The 23,672-nt window shown below is 35.6% G+C and carries 19 protein-coding genes, 1 rRNA gene and 1 riboswitch; of the genes, 19 read left to right on the forward strand and 1 reads right to left on the reverse strand.

From position 1 onward, the window contains the following. The 14 genes from rrf (at nt 1) to purD (ending at nt 14,948) form a co-directional block, all read left to right on the forward strand. A 5S ribosomal RNA gene (gene rrf, locus B6K90_RS12555) occupies nt 1–115 on the forward strand. 249 nt (nt 116–364) lie between these two features. Beyond that, the gene (locus tag B6K90_RS12560) at nt 365–1,462 is read left to right on the forward strand and encodes a PRK06851 family protein (protein ID WP_088013118.1); all 1,098 of its coding nucleotides are present in this window, start codon (nt 365–367) and stop codon (nt 1,460–1,462) included. A gap of 415 nt (nt 1,463–1,877) precedes the next feature. Further along, a riboswitch (purine riboswitch) is annotated at nt 1,878–1,979 on the forward strand. 130 nt (nt 1,980–2,109) lie between these two features. Continuing rightward, a complete protein-coding gene (gene purE, locus B6K90_RS12565) occupies nt 2,110–2,595 on the forward strand; it encodes a 5-(carboxyamino)imidazole ribonucleotide mutase (RefSeq protein WP_088013119.1) in 486 nt (161 codons plus the stop codon). Continuing rightward, nucleotides 2,592–3,740, forward strand: coding sequence for a 5-(carboxyamino)imidazole ribonucleotide synthase (gene purK / locus B6K90_RS12570; RefSeq protein ID WP_088013120.1), 1,149 nt, complete (start codon nt 2,592–2,594; stop codon nt 3,738–3,740). Before purE ends, purK begins: the two co-directional genes overlap by 4 nt. Further along, on the forward strand, nt 3,737–5,032 hold the full coding sequence (purB, locus tag B6K90_RS12575; protein WP_088013121.1) for an adenylosuccinate lyase: 1,296 nt from the start codon (nt 3,737–3,739) through the stop codon (nt 5,030–5,032). Before purK ends, purB begins: the two co-directional genes overlap by 4 nt. Before the next feature lie 115 nt (nt 5,033–5,147). Further along, nucleotides 5,148–5,870, forward strand: coding sequence for a phosphoribosylaminoimidazolesuccinocarboxamide synthase (gene purC / locus B6K90_RS12580; protein WP_088013122.1), 723 nt, complete (start codon nt 5,148–5,150; stop codon nt 5,868–5,870). Next, nucleotides 5,858–6,112 carry a phosphoribosylformylglycinamidine synthase subunit PurS gene (gene purS / locus B6K90_RS12585; protein ID WP_069032645.1) on the forward strand — a complete coding sequence of 85 codons (255 nt, stop codon included), beginning with the start codon at nt 5,858–5,860 and terminating at the stop codon, nt 6,110–6,112. Before purC ends, purS begins: the two co-directional genes overlap by 13 nt. Beyond that, a complete protein-coding gene (purQ, locus tag B6K90_RS12590) occupies nt 6,109–6,792 on the forward strand; it encodes a phosphoribosylformylglycinamidine synthase subunit PurQ (protein ID WP_088013123.1) in 684 nt (227 codons plus the stop codon). The genes purS and purQ overlap by 4 nt, the downstream gene beginning before the upstream one ends. Then, entirely contained in the window at nt 6,776–8,995 is a 2,220-nt protein-coding gene (gene purL, locus B6K90_RS12595) for a phosphoribosylformylglycinamidine synthase subunit PurL (protein ID WP_088013124.1), read from the forward strand. The genes purQ and purL overlap by 17 nt, the downstream gene beginning before the upstream one ends. Next, a complete protein-coding gene (gene purF / locus B6K90_RS12600) occupies nt 8,980–10,392 on the forward strand; it encodes an amidophosphoribosyltransferase (RefSeq protein ID WP_088013125.1) in 1,413 nt (470 codons plus the stop codon). The genes purL and purF overlap by 16 nt, the downstream gene beginning before the upstream one ends. A gap of 86 nt (nt 10,393–10,478) precedes the next feature. Next, nucleotides 10,479–11,516: a phosphoribosylformylglycinamidine cyclo-ligase gene (gene purM, locus B6K90_RS12605; protein WP_088013126.1), complete on the forward strand. Its 1,038-nt coding sequence runs from the start codon at nt 10,479–10,481 to the stop codon at nt 11,514–11,516. Then, nucleotides 11,516–12,079, forward strand: a complete 564-nt coding sequence (gene purN, locus B6K90_RS12610; RefSeq protein ID WP_088013127.1) for a phosphoribosylglycinamide formyltransferase — start codon at nt 11,516–11,518, stop codon at nt 12,077–12,079. The genes purM and purN overlap by 1 nt, the downstream gene beginning before the upstream one ends. Before the next feature lie 48 nt (nt 12,080–12,127). Next, complete coding sequence (purH, locus tag B6K90_RS12615) at nt 12,128–13,663, forward strand: bifunctional phosphoribosylaminoimidazolecarboxamide formyltransferase/IMP cyclohydrolase (RefSeq protein WP_088013128.1); 1,536 nt, start codon at nt 12,128–12,130, stop codon at nt 13,661–13,663. Nucleotides 13,664–13,682: 19 nt separating this feature from the next. Continuing rightward, nucleotides 13,683–14,948: a phosphoribosylamine--glycine ligase gene (gene purD, locus B6K90_RS12620; RefSeq protein WP_088013129.1), complete on the forward strand. Its 1,266-nt coding sequence runs from the start codon at nt 13,683–13,685 to the stop codon at nt 14,946–14,948. Nucleotides 14,949–15,057: 109 nt separating this feature from the next. Here purD and B6K90_RS12625 read toward each other — a convergent pair whose 3' ends face one another. Next, nucleotides 15,058–15,315: a YgaP family membrane protein gene (locus B6K90_RS12625; RefSeq protein WP_235821796.1), complete on the reverse strand. Its 258-nt coding sequence runs from the start codon at nt 15,313–15,315 to the stop codon at nt 15,058–15,060. A gap of 210 nt (nt 15,316–15,525) precedes the next feature. Here B6K90_RS12625 and pcrB point away from each other — a divergent pair, with 210 nt between their 5' ends. From pcrB to pruA, 5 genes are all read left to right on the forward strand, one after another. Then, on the forward strand, nt 15,526–16,224 hold the full coding sequence (gene pcrB, locus B6K90_RS12630; RefSeq protein WP_088013131.1) for a heptaprenylglyceryl phosphate synthase: 699 nt from the start codon (nt 15,526–15,528) through the stop codon (nt 16,222–16,224). Beyond that, nucleotides 16,224–18,401 carry a DNA helicase PcrA gene (gene pcrA, locus B6K90_RS12635; protein ID WP_088013132.1) on the forward strand — a complete coding sequence of 726 codons (2,178 nt, stop codon included), beginning with the start codon at nt 16,224–16,226 and terminating at the stop codon, nt 18,399–18,401. Before pcrB ends, pcrA begins: the two co-directional genes overlap by 1 nt. A gap of 16 nt (nt 18,402–18,417) precedes the next feature. After that, a complete protein-coding gene (gene ligA, locus B6K90_RS12640; protein WP_088013133.1) occupies nt 18,418–20,418 on the forward strand; it encodes an NAD-dependent DNA ligase LigA in 2,001 nt (666 codons plus the stop codon). A 74-nt stretch (nt 20,419–20,492) separates the two neighbouring features. Next, entirely contained in the window at nt 20,493–21,695 is a 1,203-nt protein-coding gene (locus B6K90_RS12645; protein ID WP_088013134.1) for a CamS family sex pheromone protein, read from the forward strand. A gap of 200 nt (nt 21,696–21,895) precedes the next feature. Next, nucleotides 21,896–23,443, forward strand: a complete 1,548-nt coding sequence (gene pruA / locus B6K90_RS12650; RefSeq protein ID WP_088013135.1) for an L-glutamate gamma-semialdehyde dehydrogenase — start codon at nt 21,896–21,898, stop codon at nt 23,441–23,443. Nucleotides 23,444–23,672: the final 229 nt, after the last annotated feature.

Raw genomic sequence — 23,672 nt, forward strand, 5'->3', positions numbered from 1 at the left:
CAGGTGATTATTGCGAAGAGGTCACACCCGTTCCCATACCGAACACGGCAGTTAAGCTCTTCAGCGTCGATGGTAGTTGGGGGTTTCCCCCTGTGAGAGTAGAACGTCGCCTGGTAAACAAAAACATCAGCTATTAGGCTGATGTTTTTTTATAATCAAATTTGTAAATGTAACTTCATATTATGACTTTACATAAAGAGAGAAGATATCAAAAGCCTAAATGATAACCTTAGGGATCACCAACAAATTCGGATAAAAACTAACAAGTTAATTTACTTTTGCAAAAATATTAAAAAGTAATTAACACTAGGCAAACACCCTTATTAATAAATCTACATAACTTAGATTGAATGGAGGGAAAAAAATGAGAGGAAAAATACTCAATTATTATGCAGGAGGTAATACTGCAAAAGGGTTTTATAATCTCTATGACTCAGCTTTAGAAGATTTAGATAAACTATTCATTCTAAAAGGTGGTCCAGGTACTGGGAAATCAACATTAATGAAAACTATTGGAGATGTGGTTGTAAATAAGGGGATCGATATTGAATATTTACATTGTTCTTCAGATACAAATTCAGTTGATGGCTTAATAATCCCGAAATTTAAAATAGGTATAGTAGACGGAACAGCACCACATGTAATTGAACCAAAAGCTCCCGGGGTGATAGAGGAATATGTGAATTTAGGTGTTGCTTGGGATTCTAAGAAATTATCAGTACAAAGGGAAGCAATACTATCACTAAATGATGAAATTTCTAAAAAGTTTCAAACGGCATATGACACATTTGCGGCTTCCTTAAGGGCTCATGATGAGATTGAAGAAATTTATATTTCTAATATGGACTTTGTAGAGGCTAATAAACTGACTAACGAATTGATAATGCTTTTTTATAATAGTGACAATAATACTGAAAAAGATTCAAAGGTAAAACATAGATTTTTAGGTGCAGCAACTCCAAGTGGTGCAGTTGATTATATTCAAAATTTAACAGAAGACATTGAAAAGCGTTATTTTATAAAAGGTAGAGCTGGTTCTGGTAAATCAACAATGTTAAAGAAAATAGCGGCTGCTGGAGAAAAAAAAGGTTTTGATGTAGAAATATATCATTGTGGATTTGATCCAAACAGTCTAGATATGGTAATTATCCCTGAAAAAAGCATTGCGATCTTTGACAGTACAGCACCGCATGAATATTTTCCAGATCGTGAAAATGATGAGATTATTGATATGTACGAAAGATGTATTACGCCGGGAACAGATGAGAAATACGCTGATGAAATTGAAAGAACAACCAATTCATATAAAGAGAAAATGAAAGAAGCAATTTCTTACTTGGCAGAAGCTAAAGTACTTAGAGACGAATTAGAAGCTATTTATATTGAAGCTATGGACTTTTCAAAAGTGGATAAGATTCAGTCTGAACTAATAGAGGAAATTGAAAGTATAATAAAAAATTAGTATTATCTAATTTAAAAAAGGTGTAACCGCTTAGGTCACCTTTTTTATTTCTAAAGAAAATAATTATTAGTTTAAAACATAGGATTAAACTGAAAAAATCCGACTTATTTACAACAAAAGATGGATTCAAAGTAACAACAACTCCAACTAAAGTAACGGATCTTAATAAAAGTCAATAATTGAAAAAGCTATCTTTCCTATTTATTATAGGGATAGATAGTTTTTTTGTTCTACATTTCTTATTCGATATTAGAAATCCGAATAAGAAATAAAAAAATTACAGTTGCTATCAGTAATTTAATAAAAATAGACATCATAGAATGTAAAAAACTGTGTAAAACACGAACATTAAAATATTTTTTAAGAAAAACATTCATATTTTGTTGAAAAAAGAGTTATAAATTGTTACTATAGAGATAGGAAATTTAGCAAACCTCATATAAGTTTGGGAATATGGCCCAAAAGTTTCTACCTAGTAACCTTAAATTACTGGACTATGAGGGGAAGTTAATCACACGTGTACGTTATTTGTATGCGCCTAAGTAGATTATCTTTCTCACCATAGAGGGATATTTCTATTTAGGCGTTTTTTGTTGGAAATTTTTTATAAAAATAAAAAAAAGCGAATAAACTTGGGGGATAAGTAGATGAAACCGTTAGTTGGGGTCATTATGGGGAGTACAAGTGATTGGGAAACAATGAAACATGCTTGTGATGTGTTAGAGGAGCTAAATATTAGCTATGAGAAACGAGTTGTTTCGGCACATCGTACGCCAGATTTAATGTTTGAGTATGCAGAATCAGCTAGAGAGCGTGGTATTAAAGTAATTATAGCAGGTGCAGGCGGAGCTGCTCACTTACCAGGTATGGTAGCAGCAAAAACGACACTTCCAGTAATTGGTGTGCCAGTACAATCAAAAGCTTTAAATGGATTAGATTCGTTATTATCAATTGTACAAATGCCAGGTGGAGTACCTGTTGCAACTGTTGCAATTGGTAAAGCAGGTGCGACGAATGCAGGATTACTTGCTGCTCAAGTATTAAGTATCCAAGATCATGAAATTTGTTTAGCATTAGAAACTCGTCGTGAAAACACTACTAAACAAGTTTTAGAAAGCAGTGAGTCACTATGAATAGTAAAGTAATTCTACCAGGACAAACAATAGGGATTATCGGCGGAGGCCAACTTGGAAGAATGATGGCGCTTTCAGCGAAAGAAATGGGCTATAAAATAGCTGTTTTAGATCCTACTCCAAACTCGCCTTGTGGGCAAGTATCTGATATAGAGATTACGGCAGAATATTCTAATATAGAAGCAATTAAACAGCTTGCGCAAGTAAGTGATGTTATAACATATGAATTTGAAAATATTGATGTAAATGCTCTTGAGTATTTAGATGAACATTCCTATTTACCTCAAGGTAGTGAATTATTAAAACTAACAAGAAATAGATTAACTGAAAAAACAGCTATTCAAAATTTAGGCATAAAAGTTGCTCCATTTCGTTTAGTAGAAAATGAAGAACAATTTTCTGAAGCAGTCACAGCAATCGGTTTACCAGCTGTTTTGAAAACGACAACTGGTGGTTATGATGGAAAAGGGCAAGTTGTTTTAAGAACTGAAGAAGACTTTGTAGAAGCACTAGAACTTGTTAAAAAACAGCAATGTATTCTTGAGGGTTGGGTTCCTTTTGAAAAAGAATTGTCAATAATTGTCGCAAGAAATAGTAATGGAGAAGTAAGTACGTTTCCAATAGCAGAGAATGTTCATATAAATCAAATTCTGCATACTTCAACAGTACCGGCAAATACCTCAAACTTTGTAATAGAAACAGCAGAGAACTATGCAAAAAAAGTTGCTAGCTCATTCCATCTTGTAGGTGTTTTAGCCATCGAGTTATTTGTAACAGAAGATGAGCAAGTTTATATTAATGAATTAGCTCCACGTCCACATAATACAGGACACTATACGATGGAGGCAGTTGAAACTTCACAGTTTAAGCAGCATATACGAGCGGTTTGTAATTTACCATTGGGTAATACGGAATTACTAAAACCAGTAGTAATGGTGAATATATTAGGTGAACATGTTGAAGAAGTATTGAATGTAATGCAAAATGATAGTACATTAAATGTCCATCTTTATGGTAAAGACGAAAGCAAAAAAGGCCGTAAAATGGGACATATTAATATAATGGCAGCATCAACAGAACTAGCGATGCAAAAAGTAAAAGAGTTAGGAATTTGGGAACAGAACCCAGTGGAGGTAAAAATATGATTGAACGTTATTCACGCCCAGAAATGGCAGCAATTTGGACAGAAGAAAACAAATTTAAAGCTTGGTTAGAAGTAGAAATATTAGCATGTGAAGCATGGGCTGAATTAGGAGATATTCCTAAAGAAGACGTAAAAGTGTTACGTGAAAAAGCTTCTTTCGATATAAACCGAATTTATGAAATTGAAAAAGAAACACGTCATGACGTAGTTGCATTCACACGTGCAGTTTCTGAAACATTAGGTGAAGAACGTAAATGGGTACATTATGGCTTAACATCAACTGACGTAGTAGACACGGCGCTTTCATACTTACTACGCCAAGCTAACGATATCTTATTAAAAGATTTAGAGAACTTTATCGGAATTCTTGAAACGAAAGCTAAAGAACATAAGTACACAGTAATGATGGGACGTACTCACGGTGTACATGCAGAACCAACTACTTTTGGACTAAAACTTGCATTATGGACTGAAGAAATGAAACGTAACTTAGATCGATTTAAGAATGCGATTGAAACAGTTCGAGTAGGTAAAATCTCAGGCGCTGTTGGAACATACGCAAATATTCCTCCGTTTGTTGAAGAATATGTTTGTGAAAAGTTAGGAATTCAAGCAGCTCCAATTTCAACTCAGACATTACAACGTGATCGTCATGCTCACTACATGGCAACATTATCTTTAATTGCAACTTCAATTGAGAAGTTTGCAACTGAAGTACGTGGATTACAAAAAAGTGAAACTCGTGAAGTTGAAGAATTCTTTGCAAAAGGTCAAAAAGGCTCTTCTGCAATGCCACATAAACGTAATCCAATTGGATCTGAAAACATGACAGGATTAGCTCGTGTAATTAGAGGCCATATGGTTACAGCTTATGAAAATGTATCACTTTGGCATGAAAGAGATATCTCACATTCATCTGCAGAAAGAATCATCTTACCAGATGCAACAATACTTTTAAATTACATGTTAAATCGATTTGGAAATATTGTTAAAAACCTGACAGTATTCCCTGAGAATATGAAACGTAACATGGACCGTACTTACGGATTAATTTATTCTCAACGTGTACTTCTTGCTTTAATTGAAAAAGGAATGTCACGTGAAGAGGCTTATGATACTGTTCAACCAAAAGCAATGGAAGCATGGGAAACGCAAGTACAGTTTAAAGAGCTTGTAGAAGCAGAAGAAAAAATTACTTCTTTATTATCTCAAGAAGAAATTAATGATTGCTTTGACTACAGCTACCACTTAAGTCAAGTCGACACAATTTTTGAACGCTTAGGATTAAATTAATAAATATTGTTTGGCTAAGATTAGAGAAAAAAATTCTTAGCCAAACAATTCAAATAACAGATAAAGCATAAATTCTATTGGGTGTTTAAATGAGGATATGGGAGGCATTGTTAGCATGGCAGAGCAAGTAATGTTGTATGAGGGAAAAGCAAAAAGAATTTTCTCAACTGAGAATCCTGAAATTGTAAGAGTTGAGTACAAAGATTCAGCAACTGCATTTAACGGTGAAAAGAAAGCAGAAATTGCCGGTAAAGGTCGCTTGAATAATGCAATTACTAGTTTACTATTTTCAAAGTTAATGGAATCAGGTATTGCATCTCATTTCGTAGAAAAAACATCAGAACTTGAACAACTTGTAAAACGAGTAACAATTGTACCAATTGAAGTAGTTGTTAGAAATATCGTTGCTGGTAGCTTATCGAAACGCATGGGATTAGATGAAGGTGTTAGGTTAGAAAAGCCAATCATTGAGTTTTATTACAAACGTGATGATTTAGGTGATCCAATTATTAATGAAGATCATATCGCTGCACTTAAACTAGCAACAACTGAAGATCTTGAAACAATTAAAGAGATTGCTCTCCGTGTTAATGATGTACTAGTAGAACAGTTTAATGCATGTAATGTTCGTTTAGTCGATTTTAAATTAGAGTTTGGCAAATTAAATGATGGAACAATTTTGTTAGCAGATGAGATTTCACCAGATACTTGCCGATTATGGGATAAAGATACAAACGCGAAATTTGATAAAGATGTATTCCGTAGAGATTTAGGTAACTTAACAGATGGATACGAAGAAATTTTAAAACGCTTAGGGGGATTATCATGTTCAAAGTAAGAGTATTCGTTACATTAAGAGAAAGTGTTTTAGATCCACAAGGAAATGCAGTTAAAAACGCACTTCATAGCATGAATTTTAGCGAAGTTCAAGATGTTCGTATCGGTAAATATATGGAATTATTAATTGATAAAAATGTTGCAGATTTAGATACTACAGTAAAAGAAATGTGTGAAAAGTTATTAGCAAACATCGTAATTGAAGATTACCGTTATGAGGTAGAGGAGGTAGTCGCACAGTGAAGTTTGCAGTAATTGTGTTCCCGGGCTCAAATTGTGATGTTGATATGTATCATGCAATCAAAGATGAGTTAGGCGAAGAAGTAGAATACGTATGGCATGATTCAACGAATTTAGATGAATTTGATGGTATCTTATTACCAGGTGGCTTCTCATATGGAGATTACTTACGCTCTGGCGCAATTGCAGGTTTTGCAAACGTGATGGATGCTGTGAAGAAAGCTGCTGCTGAAGGTAAACCAGTATTTGGCGTTTGTAATGGATTCCAAATCCTAACTGAAGCAGGTCTGCTACCAGGTACTCTTAGACGTAATGAGAAATTAAAATTTATGTGTAAACAAGTAGAGCTAGTTGTTGAAAACAATGAATCAATGTTTACAACTGGTTATGAAAAAGGTCAAGTAATTACTGTACCAATCGCACATGGGGAAGGAAATTACTATTGCGATCAAGAAACATACGAATCACTTAAAAGTAATAATCAGATAGTTTTCCGTTATCAAAATAATCCGAACGGTAGTTTAGATGATATCGCAGGAATTGTTAATGAAAAAGGAAATGTATTAGGTATGATGCCACACCCTGAGCGTGCAGTTGATGTATTATTAGGTAGTGCAGACGGACTTCAACTATTTCGTTCGATTGTAAGAAACTGGAGGGAAAACCATGTCGTTACTTCTTGAGCCAAATCCAATTCAAATTGAAAATGATAGAATTTATGCCACTATGGGCTTAACTGATGAAGAGTTTCAATTAATCAAATCAATTATTGGTCGCAATCCGAACTATACAGAGCTTGGATTATTCTCAGTAATGTGGTCTGAACATTGTAGTTATAAAAACTCAAAACCTTTATTACGCAAATTCCCAATCAGTGGTGAGCATGTGTTACAAGGACCAGGTGAAGGAGCAGGTATTGTTGATATTGGCGATGAACAAGCTGTAGTATTTAAAATCGAAAGCCATAATCACCCATCTGCAATTGAACCATACCAAGGTGCTGCAACTGGTGTAGGTGGAATTATACGTGATGTATTTTCAATGGGAGCACGTCCTGTTGCACTTCTAAATTCTTTACGATTTGGTGAATTAGAAACTCCAAGAGTTAAGTATTTATTTGAAGAAGTAGTTGCAGGTATTGCTGGATATGGAAACTGTATTGGTATTCCAACAGTTGGTGGAGAAGTAAACTTCGATCCATGTTACGAAGGCAATCCTTTAGTAAATGCAATGTGTGTTGGATTAATCAATCATAAAGATATTAAAAAAGGTCAAGCGCATGGTGCTGGAAATACAGTAATGTACGTTGGTGCTTCAACTGGTCGTGACGGAATTCATGGTGCAACTTTTGCTTCTGAAGAGTTATCTGATGCATCTGATGAGAAACGTCCAGCGGTTCAAGTAGGCGATCCATTTATGGAGAAGTTATTACTTGAAGCATGTTTAGAAGTTGTTCAAAATGACGCTCTTGTTGGTATTCAAGATATGGGCGCAGCTGGTTTAACATCTTCATCTGCTGAGATGGCTTCAAAAGCAGGAATGGGAATCGAGATGAATCTTGATCTAGTTCCTCAACGTGAAGCTGGTATGACAGCTTACGAAATGATGCTATCAGAATCTCAAGAACGTATGTTATTAGTTGTAGAAAAAGGTAGAGAGCAAGAAATCGTAGACTTATTTGAAAAGTATGATTTACATGCTGTATCTGTAGGACGTGTTACAGATGATAAGATGCTTCGCTTACTTCATAAAGGTGAGGTTGTAGCTGAATTACCTGTAGATGCTCTTGCTGAAGAAGCTCCAGTGTATCATAAGCCATCAACTGAACCTGCATATTATGGTGAGTTCCAAGCGATGGAAAACTATATTCCTGAAATTAGTGATTCAAAAGAAACGTTAAAACAATTACTTTCTCAACCTACAATCGCAAGTAAAGAGTGGGTTTACGGTCAGTATGATTATATGGTTCGTACAAATACAGTAGTTGCTCCAGGTTCAGATGCTGCAGTAATCAGAATTCGTGATACAAAAAAAGCACTAGCAATGACAACTGACTGTAATGCACGCTACTTATATTTAGATCCTGAAGTTGGTGGGAAAATTGCAGTAGCAGAAGCAGCTCGTAATGTAGTTTGTTCAGGAGCTCGTCCACTTGCAATTACAGATTGCTTAAACTTCGGAAATCCTGAAAAACCTGAGATTTTCTGGCAATTAGAAAAAGCAACAGATGGTATGAGTGAAGCTTGTAATGTATTAAGTACTCCTGTAATCGGTGGTAACGTATCATTATATAACGAAACAAATGGTGAAGCAGTTTACCCAACACCTGTAGTTGGTATGGTAGGTCTAATTGAAGATGTCGAGCATATCACGACTCAAAACTTTAAAACTGCTGGCGATTTAATTTATGTAATCGGTGAGGCAGAAGCTGAATTTGGTGGAAGTGAGCTTCAAAAATTATTAAATGGCAAAATCTTTGGTAAAGCACCAAGTATTGATTTAGCGATTGAATCTAGTCGCCAAGAGCAAATTCTTGCTGCTATTCAAGCAGGTGTAGTTGCTTCAGCACACGATATTTCTGAGGGTGGTTTAGCTGTAGCGATTGCAGAAAGCACATTTGGTCCGTCAGAAGTCGGTGCAACTATTACGATTGAAGGAAATGAGGTTGTTTCATTATTTAGCGAAACTCAATCACGTTTCTTACTTTCAGTTAAACCTGAACATAAAGAACAATTCGAAGCATTAGTAGATGCAAAGTTAATCGGTACAGTTACAGAAGAAACATCAGTAACAGTTCGTAATGAAAAGAATGAAACAGTTCTTCATGCTTCAGTTGAGGAACTGAAACAAGCTTGGAAAGAGGCGATCCCATGCTTGCTGAAATAAAAGGACTAAACGAAGAGTGTGGAATATTTGGAATTTGGGGGCATACTGATGCTGCCCAAATCTCCTACTATGGTCTTCATAGCTTACAACATAGAGGCCAAGAAGGAGCGGGAATTGTTGTAACTGATGGGAATGAGCTTGAAGGTGCAAAAGGGCTTGGATTAATAACAGAAGTTTTCAGTAAAGGTCAATTAAATGATTTACACGGAAAAGCTGCTATTGGTCATGTTCGTTATGCAACTGCAGGCGGAGGAGGCTATGAAAATGTTCAGCCTCTATTATTCCAATCGCATACAGGAAGCATTGCTCTTGCCCATAATGGTAATTTAGTAAATGCTTCAAGATTACGTAAAGATTTAGAGATGCAAGGTAGTATTTTTCAAACTACTTCTGATACTGAAGTACTTGCTCACTTAATTAAACGTAATGGCTCTGCTCCATTAAAGGATAGCATTAAAGCATCTTTAAATATGATCAAAGGAGCTTTCGCTTACTTAGTTCTAACAAAAGATGCAATGTATGTCGCACTAGATCCAAATGGTTTTAGACCATTGGCGTTAGCTAAACTAGGTGATGCTTATGTTGTAGCTTCAGAGACGTGTGCATTCGATGTAGTTGGAGCGAAATATATTCGAGATATTAATCCGGGAGAATTACTTATTATTTCAGATAATGGGGTCGAAACTGATCAGTTTACTTCATCAGTTAATCACACAATTTGTAGTATGGAATATATTTATTTCTCTCGTCCAGACAGCAATATTGATAATATCAATGTTCATGCTGCACGAAAAAGTATGGGGCGTGTATTAGCAAAAGAAGCTCCTGTAGAAGCAGACGTAGTAATCGGTGTTCCTGATTCAAGTATTTCAGCAGCAGTTGGTTACGCAGAAGAATCTGGTATTCCATATGAACTTGGCTTGATTAAAAATCGTTATGTAGGTCGCACATTTATCCAACCTTCTCAAGAACTTAGAGAGCAAGGGGTTAAGATGAAACTTTCTCCAGTTCGTTCAATCGTAGAGGGTAAACGTGTAGTAATGGTAGATGATTCAATCGTTCGTGGAACTACAAGCCGCCGAATCGTACAAATGTTACGTGATGCAGGTGCAAGTGAAGTTCATGTTCGTATTGGCGCACCGCCATTGAAAAATCCTTGCTATTACGGTATTGACACTTCAACAAGAGAAGAGTTAATTGCCGCAACTAATACAATAGAAGAAATATGCGAAGAAATTGGTGCAGATTCATTAGAATTTATTAGTCTAGAAGGATTACTAAATGCTATTGGTAGAAATCATGAAGGACCAAATAGAGGTCAATGTACTGCTTGCTTTACAGGGAAATATCCAACAGTAATCTATGATGAAAATGAATTAGTACATTCTCATAATTAAAATAAAAAAAATAGAGGCGGCGAGCAAAGTCGTCGCCTCTTTTGAATTGAATCTATTCATAAGGAACTGAAAGGGGAAATCATCACATGGCGAATGCATATAAACAAGCTGGAGTAGATATCGAAGCTGGCTATGAAGCAGTGAACAGAATGAAGAAACACGTTCAAAAAACAATGCGTCAAGAAGTTCTTGGTGGATTAGGAGGATTTGGAGGAATGTTTGATCTTTCCAAGTTCAACTATAAGGAACCAGTTCTTGTATCAGGGACAGATGGAGTAGGGACAAAATTAAAATTAGCTTTCCAAATGGACCGTCACGATACGATTGGCATTGATGCAGTCGCGATGTGTGTGAATGATATTGTGGTTCAAGGAGCGGAGCCTTTATTTTTCCTAGATTACTTAGCTGTTGGGAAGGCTGTACCTGAGAGGATTGAACAAATTGTAAAAGGTGTATCAGATGGCTGTGTACAAGCAGGTTGCTCATTAGTTGGAGGAGAAACTGCAGAAATGCCTGGTATGTATCCAGAAGATGAATATGATATTGCTGGCTTTGCAGTAGGGATTGTTGACAAGCCAAAACTTGTAACAGGACAAAACATTAAAGAAGGAGATATCTTATTAGGAATCTCATCAAACGGTATCCATAGTAATGGTTATTCTCTAGTTCGTAAGGTTTTATTAGAAAAAGGTGGATTAACACTTGATCAACATATTGATAAATTAGGTCATACTTTAGGCGAAGAACTGTTACGTCCTACAAAAATTTATGTAAAACCAATCTTAAATGTCCTTAAAAAATTCGAAGTAAAAGGTATGGCTCATATAACTGGTGGCGGATTTATTGAAAATATCCCTAGAATGTTACCAGAAGGAATTGGTGCTGAAATTGATTATGGTTCATGGCCAATCCAACCAATCTTTGATTTATTAGAAGAGATTGGTGAATTAAAGCGTGAAGAAATGTTTAATATTTTTAATATGGGTATCGGTATGGTTCTTGCGGTTAGTGAAGAGAACTTTCATGACACTATTAAACTATTAGAAGAAGACGGAGAAAAAGTATTTATTATCGGAAGAACAAAAGCAGGCGAAGGTGTAACCTTTGGTGGAGGTTCTCTGTAATGAAGAAGATTGCCGTATTTGCTTCAGGAAATGGTAGCAACTTTCAAGCCATTCTTGATGCAACTAAAAGCGGAGAAGTGAATGCTGAAGTGAAATTACTTGTTTGTGATCGTCCAAATGCATTTTGTATCGAACGAGCAAAGCAAGCAAATATTCCATCATTTAAATTTTCAGCGAAAAACTATGAATCAAAAGAGCAGTATGAAGGTGAAATTATTGCCCATCTTAAAGAGTTAGATGTCGAATTTATCGTATTAGCTGGCTATATGAGATTAATTGGTCCGACAATTTTAGACTCATTTCCTGGGAAAATTGTAAATATTCATCCTTCATTTCTACCATTATTTCCTGGAAAAGACGCAATTGGTCAAGCTCTCCTAGCTGGTGTCGAATCGACAGGTGTAACCGTTCATTATGTCGATGAAGGAATGGACACTGGTCCAATTATTGCACAAGAAGAAATTCTAATTGAAAAGGGAGATTCTAAGGAGTCTCTTGAGCAAAAGGTTCATAGTGTCGAGCATGTTTTATATGTGCAAACACTTAAAAAATTGTTTAGTTAACTAGATTAGATATAGAGCATGGAAATCGATTAGATAGGGGAATGTATCATGAAAAAACGAGCTTTAGTTAGCGTTTCAGATAAACAAGGGATTATTGAATTTGTAAGTGGATTAATTAAACATGATTTTGAAGTTATTTCAACAGGTGGAACTTTTAATTTATTAAAAGATGCTGGATTAAATGTAATTGGTATTTCAGAAGTAACTAACTTTCCAGAAATTATGGATGGTCGTGTAAAAACATTACATCCTTCAATTCACGGAGGTTTACTAGGCGTTCGTTCAAATGAAGAACATATGCGTCAAATGAACGAGTTAGGTATTCAGCCAATTGATTTAGTTTGTGTAAATTTATATCCGTTTAAAGAAACAATCATGAAGCCTGATGTTACATTTGAAGATGCAATTGAAAATATCGATATCGGTGGCCCTACAATGCTTCGTTCAGCTGCTAAAAATCATGAGTTTGTATCTGTAGTAGTTGACCCAACAGATTATGAAGTAATTTTAGCTGAGTTAGCTGAAAATAATACAGTTTCTATTGAAACGAACCGTCGATTAGCTGCTAAAGTTTTCCGTCATACAGCAGCTTATGATTCATTAATTTCTAACTATTTAACAGAGCAAGTTGGAGAAGAAAATCCTGAAAGCTATACTGTTTCTTACGAATTAAAGCAATCTTTACGATATGGTGAAAATCCTCACCAAAAAGCAACATTCTATCGTGCGCAGGTGCCAACAGTTTCATCTATTGCTTATGCAGAGCAATTACATGGTAAAGAGCTTTCTTATAACAATATTAATGACGCAAATGAAGCATTAAATATTGTACGCGAATTCTCAAATCCAGCTGTTGTCGCTGTAAAACACATGAATCCTTGTGGAGTAGGCGAAGGTACTACAGTTGAAGAAGCTTATGATCGTGCTTATACTGCTGATCCAGTTTCAATTTTTGGAGGAATTATCGCGACAAACCGTGAAGTTGATGCTGTTACAGCTAAGAAAATGCATGAATTATTCTTAGAAATTATTATCGCTCCTTCATTCAGTGAAGAAGCTTTAGAAATCTTAACGAGTAAAAAGAACTTACGTTTATTAACAGTGGACTTAGAAACTAAACCTACATTTGCACCTAAATTAACGACAGTTCATGGTGGGTTATTACGTCAAGACATGGATACATTTGGATTAGATGATGCAACGATTTCAATCCCTACAAAACGTCAACCGACACAAGAAGAGTGGGAGAATTTAAAATTAGGATGGAAAGTTGTAAAGCATGTTAAATCAAATGCGATTGTTTTAGCGAAAGATCATATGACAATTGGTGTTGGTGCAGGTCAAATGAATCGCGTTGGAGCTGCAAAAATTGCGATTGAACAAGCTGGTGAAAAATCAAATGGTGCGGCGTTAGCTTCAGATGCATTTTTCCCGATGAATGATACAGTAGAAGCAGCAGCTAAAGCTGGAATTACAGCAATTATTCAACCAGGTGGATCAATCAAAGATGAAGATTCAATTAAAAAAGCTGATGAATATGGAATTGCAATGGTCTTTACAGGGGTTCGTCACTTTAAACATTAAGAAATAAGGAGATGACAAGATGAAAGTATTAGTCATTGGTCGCGGAGGCCGTGAGCATACAATTGCTTGGAAGGTAAATCAATCGGAGAATGTAACGGATGTATTTGTTGCTCCAGGAAACGATGGAATGATTGATGTTGCAACACTTGTCAATATTGATGAAAGTGACCATGAAGCACTTATTGCATTTGCAAAAAAGGAAGAAATTGATTTAACAATCGTTGGTCCTGAAGTTCCTTTAATGAACGGAATTGTAAATGATTTTCGAACTGCTAATTTAAAGATTTTTGGACCAACTAAAGAAGCAGCAATTATCGAAGGAAGTAAAAGCTTTACAAAGGATTTAATGAAAAAGTACGCTATTCCGACGGCAGCATATGAAACGTTTACTAATTTTGAAGAAGCAAAAGCCTATATTGAAAAAGTTGGAGCACCGATCGTTATTAAAGCTGATGGATTAGCAGCTGGTAAAGGTGTAGTTGTAGCGATGACAATTGAAGAGGCAATCATAAGCCTTCATGACATGCTACTTGATGAAAAGTACGGTGATGCAAGTGCATCTGTTGTAATTGAAGAATATTTAGAAGGTGAAGAATTCTCGCTAATGTCGTTTGTTAACGGGAATAAGGTTTATCCTATGGTAATCGCTCAAGATCATAAACGTGCTTATGATGGAGACAAAGGACCTAATACGGGTGGTATGGGTGCTTATTCACCAGTACCACAAATCTCAGAGTCAGTTGTTGAAAAATCTTTAAAAGAAATCGTATTACCAGTTGCAGAAGCAATGATTTCTGAAGGAAGACATTTTACTGGAATACTATATGCAGGTTTAATGTTAACAAGCCAGGGACCTAAAGTAATCGAGTTTAATGCAAGATTTGGGGATCCAGAGACTGAAGTTGTATTACCTCGTTTAGAGAGTGAGTTAGCTGAAGTGTTATTAGGAATATTGAATGAAGAAGAAATCCATTTAGAATGGTCAGATGAAGCTGTTGTTGGGGTTGTACTTGCTGCAAATGGATATCCTGAAGTTCCTGAAAAAGGTGCTGTTATAAATGGATTAAACAGTGTAACTAACGATACAATGGTTTTCCACGCTGGTACAAAGCTTGAAAATAATGAATTTGTAACAAATGGTGGAAGAGTATTAATCATTGCACATAAAGGAAGCTCAATTAACGAAGCTTGCGAAAATGTATATAAGCAAATTGATACGATTCAATCAACTGGCTTATTCTATCGCCACGATATAGGGCATAAAGCAATTAAAGTAAATAATTAATAAGAAAGGGTCGTCATTAATTATAAATGACGACCCTATTTCTTGTTAGAATAAGAACTAGTGTTCTATTTTTATCTATACAATCTACACCATATTTGATAAACTACTTTTATGAAGGTTGAATGTAATCTTCGAATGTATCTCCCTCGTCGTGTTTATCTGCCATAATCATACATTTCTTACCAAGAGCAGTCATTGGGCAAAAACGTAAAACTCCCTCGGCGACTTTCATGGCACCGATTATGATCAAAATGATTATAGAATTACTACATCTTCTGCGTGTGAGCTTTGCTGTGCCATAAGCTAAAATTGTCAAGCCAGCAGTTATACGTATAAGTGCATTTATAATACTAATATTTGGTCTCAACAGTAACTCCCCTTATAATAAGTATCAGTGACTACATCACTCTTTACCATTTTTCCCTTTAATTGTTTCAATATCATAGGAAACAATTAGCATTAATTACTTAAAATGGGGACGCAGGGTTACTTTTCCTTTTTAATAAGATACAATACATTTATATTTTTGATAAAAAGTACTTAAATAAATAGTTTAAAAACATTTCCGGAGGACAAAATGTACGATTATTCACAATGGAATCACATATTTAAATTAGATCCAAACAAAGAAATTTCTGATGATGAATTAGAAAAAATTTGCGAGTCAGGAACGGATGCAATTTTAGTTGGTGGGACTGACGATGTAACGTTAGATGCCACGATATCTTTACTAGTTAGAATAAGACGTTATGCAGTACCATGTATTTTAGAGGTATCAAATCTTGAAGCTGTAACTCCAGGTTATGATTTTTATTTTATCCCAACAGTTTTAAACAGTACCGATCCTAAATGGATTGTAGGTATGCACCAACAAGCTATGAAAGAATTCGCCCATTTAGTACATGCTGAGGAATTAGTAATGGAAGGTTATTGTATTCTAAATAGTGAATGCAAGGCGGCGAAGCTTACTAGTGCAGTGACTGATCTTTCAGTAGAAGATATTATGGCTTATGCAGAGGTTGCTGAGAAATTATTAAAATTACCGATTTTTTATATAGAATATAGCGGCACATATGGTTCTCCTCAGGTTGTAGAAGAAGTATCAAAAGTATTAAACAATACGAAATTATTCTATGGTGGGGGAATTTCATCAGCTCAAAAAGCAATTGAAATGAAGCAATTTGCTGATACGATTGTTGTTGGGAACATTATATATGATAACTTACAAGAGGCTTTACTTACTGTGAAAGCTGTGAAAGAAGGAGCGACGAAGTAATGAAAACAGCAGAAGAATTATTGCATGGTTTAAATCCAATGCAAAAAGAAGCCGTTAAAACGGTTGATGGCCCTTTATTAATTATGGCTGGAGCAGGTTCAGGTAAGACTCGAGTACTAACACATCGAATTGCATATTTATTAGGTGAAAAAGGTGTCGCTCCTTGGAATATACTTGCGATCACATTTACAAACAAAGCAGCTAGAGAGATGCAAGAGCGTATCTTTAATCTAGTTGGAAAAGATGCAGAGGATATTTGGATTTCAACATTTCACTCAATGTGTGTTCGTATCCTTCGTAGAGATATTGATCGTATTGGCTTTAATAGAAGTTTTTCTATATTAGATACAACTGACCAATTAACGGTAATAAAAAATATCCTGAAAGAGAAAAACTTAGATTCAAAGAAATTTGATCCACGTAGTATTCTAGGAACAATTAGTAGTGCAAAAAATGAACTGCAAACTGCTGCAGATTATTCAAGAGATGCTTTTACTCCGTATGAAAAAGTTGTTGGGGAAATCTATGCGTCTTATCAAGATCGACTTCGTAAAAATCATTCATTAGACTTTGATGATTTAATTATGATGACGATTAATTTGTTTGAACGTGTTCCAGAAGTACTACAATATTATCAACGAAAATTTCAATATATTCACGTAGATGAGTATCAAGATACAAACCATGCACAATATAAAATAGTTAAATTACTAGCTGAACAATTCAAAAATATTTGCGTTGTAGGTGATTCAGACCAATCAATTTATCGCTGGCGTGGTGCGGATATTTCTAATATTCTTTCATTCGAAAAAGATTACGAAAAAGCACAAGTAATTCTGTTAGAACAAAACTATCGCTCGACTCAAACGATTCTTGATGCAGCTAACGCAGTTATTACGAATAATTCAAATCGTAAAGCGAAAAAGCTATGGACAGAAAATGGACAAGGTACTCCGATTCATTATTTTAGAGCTGCCTCTGAACAAGACGAAGGATATTTTGTAGCTGGGAAGCTAGCAGAGTGGAAGAAAGAAGGCATTCGTCAATATGGCGATGTTGCAATACTATATCGTACGAATGCACAATCACGTGCAATGGAGGAAGTTTTAGTTAAATCTAATATTCCTTATAAAATGGTCGGCGGAGTAAAGTTCTATGATCGTAAAGAGATTAAAGATGTTCTTGCTTACTTAAGATTTATTGCTAATCCAGATGACGAGATCAGTTTTTCAAGAATTATTAATGTGCCAAAACGTGGTGTAGGTGCGGCGTCTGTAGATAAAATTATTAACTATAGCATTATGAATGACTTATCTTTATCGGATACATTAGAGCAAATTGATTTCGTTGGATTAAGTGGGAAAATTACGAAAGCAGTTGGAGATTTCCATGCTATGACGAAAAACTGGCAGCAGATGCTAGATTATTTATCAGTAACTGAGCTAGTTGAAGAAGTACTTGATAAAACCGGTTATATCCAAATGTTAAAAGATGAAAATACAATAGAATCTGCATCTAGAATTGAAAATATTGAAGAGTTTTTAACAGTTACAAACGCTTTTGAAGAAAGCAGTGAGGATAAAAGTTTAGTATCATTTTTAACTGATTTAGCATTAGTTTCTGATATCGATCAAGCGGATAAAGAAGAGTCCCAAGCAGATGAGGTAATACTTATGACGCTTCACTCTGCAAAAGGATTAGAGTTCCCAGTAGTCTTTCTAATAGGTTTGGAAGAAGGTATTTTCCCACATAGTCGTTCTTTAATGGACGAAGAAGAAATGGAGGAAGAAAGAAGACTTGCATATGTAGGGATCACACGTGCGGAAAAAGATTTATATATTACGAATGCTCAAACACGTACACTTTATGGTCGCACTAGTGTAAACCAAGAATCTCGCTTTATTAATGAAATACCTGATGAACTATTAGATCGTGCAAATAAGAAAGTAGTAACTGAGCGCCGTGCTGTATCTAGACCAGCAGTGGCAATGAAAACAACAGGTGGCGAGTCACTTGGTTGGCGAGTTGGAGATAAAGCTTCTCATGGTAAATGGGGAATTGGTACAGTTGTAAGCGTAAAAGGAGAAGGTGAGGCGATGGAGTTAGATATTGCTTTCCCAAGCCCTGTAGGTATTAAGCGTTTATTGGCAAAATTTGCTCCAATTACGAAAGCATAGAAGGGATGGAGTGCTTATGGATCAAAAAATCAATGATAAAGTTGAAGAACTAAGAACAAAATTAAATCAATACAACTATGAGTATTATGTATTGGATCAGCCATCAGTGCCTGATGCCGAGTATGACTCACTATTACATGAACTAATTGGATTAGAAGAACAATATCCTGAAATTGTAACACCAGATTCTCCATCTCAACGTATAGGTGGACAGGCAATTGATTTGTTCGAAAAAGTCGTTCACAGTCATCCTATGTTAAGCCTTGGAAATGCGTTTAATGAAGGAGATTTAAGAGATTTCGACCAAAGAATTAGACAGGATTCAGCGGGGGTTTCTTATGTTTGTGAACTTAAAATAGACGGTTTAGCCGTTTCCCTGCAGTATGAAAATGGATTGTTTGTTAAAGGTGCAACTCGTGGTGATGGTACAGTTGGGGAAGATATTACGCATAATTTAAAGACGATTAAAGCAATTCCATTAAGACTATCTGAGCCCATTTCAATAGAAGCTCGTGGTGAAGCATTCATGCCAAAAGCTAGCTTCGAAAAGGTTAATGAATCGCGTGAAAAGAATGGTGAAGAATTATTTGCTAATCCAAGAAATGCAGCGGCTGGTTCATTACGCCAACTTGACCCTAAAATTGTTGCAAAGAGAGATTTATCATTTTTTGTTTATGGGTTCCCTACAGCTGAGGAATTTTCAATTCAAAAGCATAGTGAAGCGTTAGACTATCTTCATAAGCTTGGATTTAAAACAAATACGTACCGTAAAACATGCCATACAATTGAAGAAGTAATTGAATACGTTGAGGGATGGAAAGAAAAACGTCCATCCTTACCTTATGAGATTGATGGAATTGTAATAAAAGTGGATGAATACAGTATTCAGAAAAAGTTAGGATCTACAGCTAAAGTACCAAGATGGGCTATTGCATTCAAGTTCCCAGCTGAAGAGGTAGTTACAAAATTAGTAGATATCGAATTAAGTGTTGGACGTACAGGTGTGGTAACACCAACTGCAATTTTAGAACCTGTTCGTGTTGCAGGTACAGTAGTTAAACGTGCATCGCTTCATAATGAAGATTTAATTAAGGAAAAAGACATTCGAATTGGTGACTCAGTCGTTATTCGCAAGGCTGGGGATATTATTCCGGAGGTCGTAAATGTACTATTAGATCGTCGTACTGGGGATGAACAGCCTTTTGCAATGCCAACTCATTGCCCTTCTTGTGATCATGAGCTAATAAGAGTACCAGGTGAAGTAGCACTACGTTGTGTAAATCCTTTCTGTCCATCTCAAATTCGTGAAGGATTAATTCATTTTGCGTCTCGTGATGCAATGAATATTGAAGGTTTAGGCGAAAGAGTAGTAGCACAATTATTTGATGCAAATTTGATTAAGACATTTACAGATCTTTTTCTTCTAACGAAAGAACAATTATTATCATTAGAACGATTTGGAGAAAAGTCAGCAGAAAAATTAATTTCTGCGATACAAGCTTCTAAAGAAAATTCACTTGAAAAATTATTGTTTGGATTAGGTATTCGTCATGTTGGCGCAAAAGCAGCAAAAACATTAGCACAGCATTTCCAAACAATTGATCGAATTATGGAAGCATCGGTTGAGGAAATAACCGGAATAAATGAAATTGGTTCTAAAATGGCCCAGTCTATTAATGATTATTTTTCACAAGACGAAGTGAAAGAACTTATTTCAACGTTTAAATCTGTTGGCGTAAATACTGAATATAAAGGAATTCAAGTAGAAAATATTAATATGGATTCTCTTTTTGCTGGTAAAACAGTAGTATTAACTGGTAAGCTAGAACAGATGACTAGAAGTGAGGCTAAGAAACAATTAGAAGCACTTGGCGCAAAAGTAGCAGGAAGTGTGAGTAAGAGTACTGATTTAGTCATTGCAGGTGAGGCTGCTGGATCGAAATTAGATGCTGCACGTAAATTAAATATCGAGATATGGGATGAAGAAAGAATGATTAAAGAGCTTCAACCACAATAACTATTACAATCAATTAGAGGACGGATTAATGAGGTATTAGTTCGTTCACTTAATAAATAGAAGGTGTGAGTTAGATGAAAAAACGTATAGGGATGCTCCTATGTTGTTTTTCGCTCATCTTATCTGGCTGTTCATTATCAATAAAGAATGAAGATAAGGTTGTACAAGAGAGCAATAACAAAAAAGGGGAAGACGCAATTATACCCCGTTATTCAATTTCAAATGATTATTACAAGACAATACTTCCATTTAAGCCGAGTAAAACAAGAGGTGCTGTCGTAGCAAATATCGATAATAGACTTGATATTAGTGAATTTGAATTAGGTTTAATGCGAATTGTACAAGAGCAATATTCAACAAAAGATTATTTGTATCAAGAAGGACAACTATTAAGTAAAAAAACAGTGGAATCATGGCTGAACAGGAAGTATACTCCTGCTCAATTTAAACAAAAACAAGATGCTCTTAAGAGTGCAAATTTAAAACCGAATTCGATTACAAATGATGGATTGAATCCGATTCAAACAGACACAAAAAATATTACTGAAGATCAAAAAGCTAAACAGGCTCCGATTTTTTTAAATTCTATTTTAGAACAGGATTATCTTAAAAAGGACGGAAAAGAAGTTAAAGTTGAGGGAGTAGCAATTGGTTTAGCAATGAACTCTGTTTATTATTATCAAGAGGAACATGGCTACCCAAGAGAGCTTAAAATTCCTCAAGATGAAATGATTAAACAAGGTAAAGCGATCGCTCAAGAAATTTTAACGCGAGTGCGAAAAATGGATGAATTTAAAGATATTCCAATCACATTTGCTATTTTCCGTCAGCAAAGCCAGTCATCTGTTGTACCTGGAAACTATGTTGCTATGACATCAGTTTCTGGAAATGATTTCTCGATTAGTAATTGGGATAAAATAAATGAGAAATACTATTTATTCCCTTCAGCTGCTGCAACGGCAGATTACCGAGATGATGCAATGAAAATGGTCAATTTTAAATCAGATATAGAAAATTATTTTCCGAATTATACTGGTGTTGTAGGCACTGGATTTTATAAGGATAATGAATTAATACAACTAAAAATTGATATACCTATGCAATTTTATGGTAAGGCAGAAGTCATAGCTTTTACTCAATATGTAGCAGGACTTATGATGGACCATTTCCCTTCATACTTAAAGGTTGAGACGAATATCTACTCGTCAAATGGACAGGAAGCGCTCATCGTAAAAGAAGTAGATGCTAAGGAACCAAGTGTGCATATTTATAACTAAAAGGAAGAGGACCACTCTTCCTTTTTTTATTTAAGGGAAAAATCTGTAAGCGTTTCAGAATTGAAGTATATATAGGAATATTGTATTATGTAATTGTGAGTTTTTTATTTAGTAGTTATTCTACTAGCAATTGACTGAAAAAACTGATAGAAAAACGGTTGCAGTTATTGCTATTTTCAAACTAAAGGGGGATTTATTCAATGGTTATACCTTACAAACATGAGCCATTTACTAATTTTGGCTTAGAGGAAAATCAAGAACAATACAAACAAGGGTTAGTAAAAGTTTCATCTTATTTAGGTGAAAAATATCCACTAATCATTGGTGGAGAGCGTATCTTTACAGAAGAACAAATCGTATCTGTAAATCCTTCAAATCATAAAGAAGTTATTGGATCTGTATCTAAAGCAAGCCGCGAATTAGCTGAAAAAGCTATGCAAATTGCTGATACAACTTTTAATACATGGAAAAAAGTTAAACCTGAAGTTCGTGCTGATATCTTATTCCGTGCGGCTGCAATTATTCGCCGTCGTAAACACGAATTCTCTGCTTTATTAACGAAAGAAGCTGGTAAACCTTGGAATGAAGCAGATGCTGATACAGCTGAAGCAATTGATTTCTTAGAGTTCTATGCTCGTCAAATGTTACAATTAAAAGACGGAATTCCTGTTGAAAGCCGTCCTGGTGAATATAACCGTTTCAACTACATTCCATTAGGAGTTGGTGTTGTAATCTCTCCTTGGAACTTCCCATTTGCAATCATGGCTGGGACAACTGTAGCTGCTGTAGTAACAGGTAACACTGTTCTATTAAAACCAGCAAGTACAACTCCAGTAGTTGCTTACAAATTCTTAGAAGTATTAGAAGAAGCTGGATTACCTGCAGGAGTAGTAAACTTCGTACCAGGTAGTGGTGCAGAAGTAGGAGATTACTTAGTTGATCACCCACGCACTCGTTTCATCAGCTTCACAGGTTCTAAAGAAGTAGGTATCCGTATTTATGAGCGTGCTGCAAAAGTTAACCCAGGTCAAATCTGGTTAAAACGTGTTATCGCTGAAATGGGCGGTAAAGACACAATGGTAGTTGATAAAGAAGCTGATTTAGAATTAGCTGCTAAATCAATCGTTGCTTCTGCATTCGGTTTCTCTGGACAAAAATGTTCAGCATGTTCTCGTGCAGTAATTCACCAAGATGTGTATGATCAAGTTCTTGCTCGTGCAATCGAATTAACAAACGAATTAACTGTTGGAAACCCAGAAGACCGTTCAACTTACATGGGTCCAGTTAATGACCAAGCTGCTTTCAATAAAGTAATGAGCTACGTACAAATCGGACGTGAAGAAGGCCGTGTAGTAACAGGTGGAGAAGGAGACGATTCTACTGGTTGGTTCATTAAACCAACAATCGTTGCTGACGTTAAAGAAGATGCTCGCTTAATGAAAGAAGAAATCTTTGGACCAGTTGTTGCATTCTGTAAAGCTAAAGACTTCGATCACGCATTAGAGATCGCTAACAACACTGAGTATGGTTTAACAGGTGCTGTAATCTCTAACAACCGTGCAAACATCGAAAAAGCACGTGAAGATTTCCACGCTGGTAACTTATACTTCAACCGTGGATGTACTGGTGCAATCGTTGGTTACCAACCATTTGGTGGATTCAACATGTCAGGTACTGACTCAAAAGCAGGCGGACCAGACTACCTAGTACTTCACATGCAAGGTAAAACAACTTCAGAAATGCTTTAATAAATAGAGTAAAGGTTTGTTTTATTGACATCCTTTATAAGAAGAAACCCCACAGAGAAACTAATTTCTTTGTGGGGTTTCTTTGTATTACTATTCATTTCATGTCTATAGTATGTCTAAAAATTGAATGTTTTTCGAAACATCTAATTGTTCCGTAGTAAATACAATCAAGCAATTAGTATAATTATTAAAGAAATTTATTAAAAGTAAAGAATGTCAGAGGACTTTG

The sequence above is a fragment of the Gottfriedia acidiceleris genome (genome assembly GCF_002128425.1).
In the GTDB taxonomy this organism is placed as follows: domain Bacteria; phylum Bacillota; class Bacilli; order Bacillales; family Bacillaceae_G; genus Gottfriedia; species Gottfriedia acidiceleris.

Bases quoted from the DNA above. Each gene is read 5' to 3' on its own strand.
- B6K90_RS12560 (WP_088013118.1), top strand. From the start codon at position 365: ATGAGAGGAAAAATACTCAATTATTATGCAGGAGGTAATACTGCAAAA.
- purE (WP_088013119.1), top strand. From the start codon at position 2,110: ATGAAACCGTTAGTTGGGGTCATTATGGGGAGTACAAGTGATTGGGAA.
- purK (WP_088013120.1), top strand. From the start codon at position 2,592: ATGAATAGTAAAGTAATTCTACCAGGACAAACAATAGGGATTATCGGC.
- purB (WP_088013121.1), top strand. From the start codon at position 3,737: ATGATTGAACGTTATTCACGCCCAGAAATGGCAGCAATTTGGACAGAA.
- purC (WP_088013122.1), top strand. From the start codon at position 5,148: ATGGCAGAGCAAGTAATGTTGTATGAGGGAAAAGCAAAAAGAATTTTC.
- purS (WP_069032645.1), top strand. From the start codon at position 5,858: ATGTTCAAAGTAAGAGTATTCGTTACATTAAGAGAAAGTGTTTTAGAT.
- purL (WP_088013124.1), top strand. From the start codon at position 6,776: ATGTCGTTACTTCTTGAGCCAAATCCAATTCAAATTGAAAATGATAGA.
- purF (WP_088013125.1), top strand. From the start codon at position 8,980: ATGCTTGCTGAAATAAAAGGACTAAACGAAGAGTGTGGAATATTTGGA.
- purM (WP_088013126.1), top strand. From the start codon at position 10,479: ATGGCGAATGCATATAAACAAGCTGGAGTAGATATCGAAGCTGGCTAT.
- purN (WP_088013127.1), top strand. From the start codon at position 11,516: ATGAAGAAGATTGCCGTATTTGCTTCAGGAAATGGTAGCAACTTTCAA.
- purH (WP_088013128.1), top strand. From the start codon at position 12,128: ATGAAAAAACGAGCTTTAGTTAGCGTTTCAGATAAACAAGGGATTATT.
- purD (WP_088013129.1), top strand. From the start codon at position 13,683: ATGAAAGTATTAGTCATTGGTCGCGGAGGCCGTGAGCATACAATTGCT.
- pcrB (WP_088013131.1), top strand. From the start codon at position 15,526: ATGTACGATTATTCACAATGGAATCACATATTTAAATTAGATCCAAAC.
- pcrA (WP_088013132.1), top strand. From the start codon at position 16,224: ATGAAAACAGCAGAAGAATTATTGCATGGTTTAAATCCAATGCAAAAA.
- ligA (WP_088013133.1), top strand. From the start codon at position 18,418: ATGGATCAAAAAATCAATGATAAAGTTGAAGAACTAAGAACAAAATTA.
- B6K90_RS12645 (WP_088013134.1), top strand. From the start codon at position 20,493: ATGAAAAAACGTATAGGGATGCTCCTATGTTGTTTTTCGCTCATCTTA.
- pruA (WP_088013135.1), top strand. From the start codon at position 21,896: ATGGTTATACCTTACAAACATGAGCCATTTACTAATTTTGGCTTAGAG.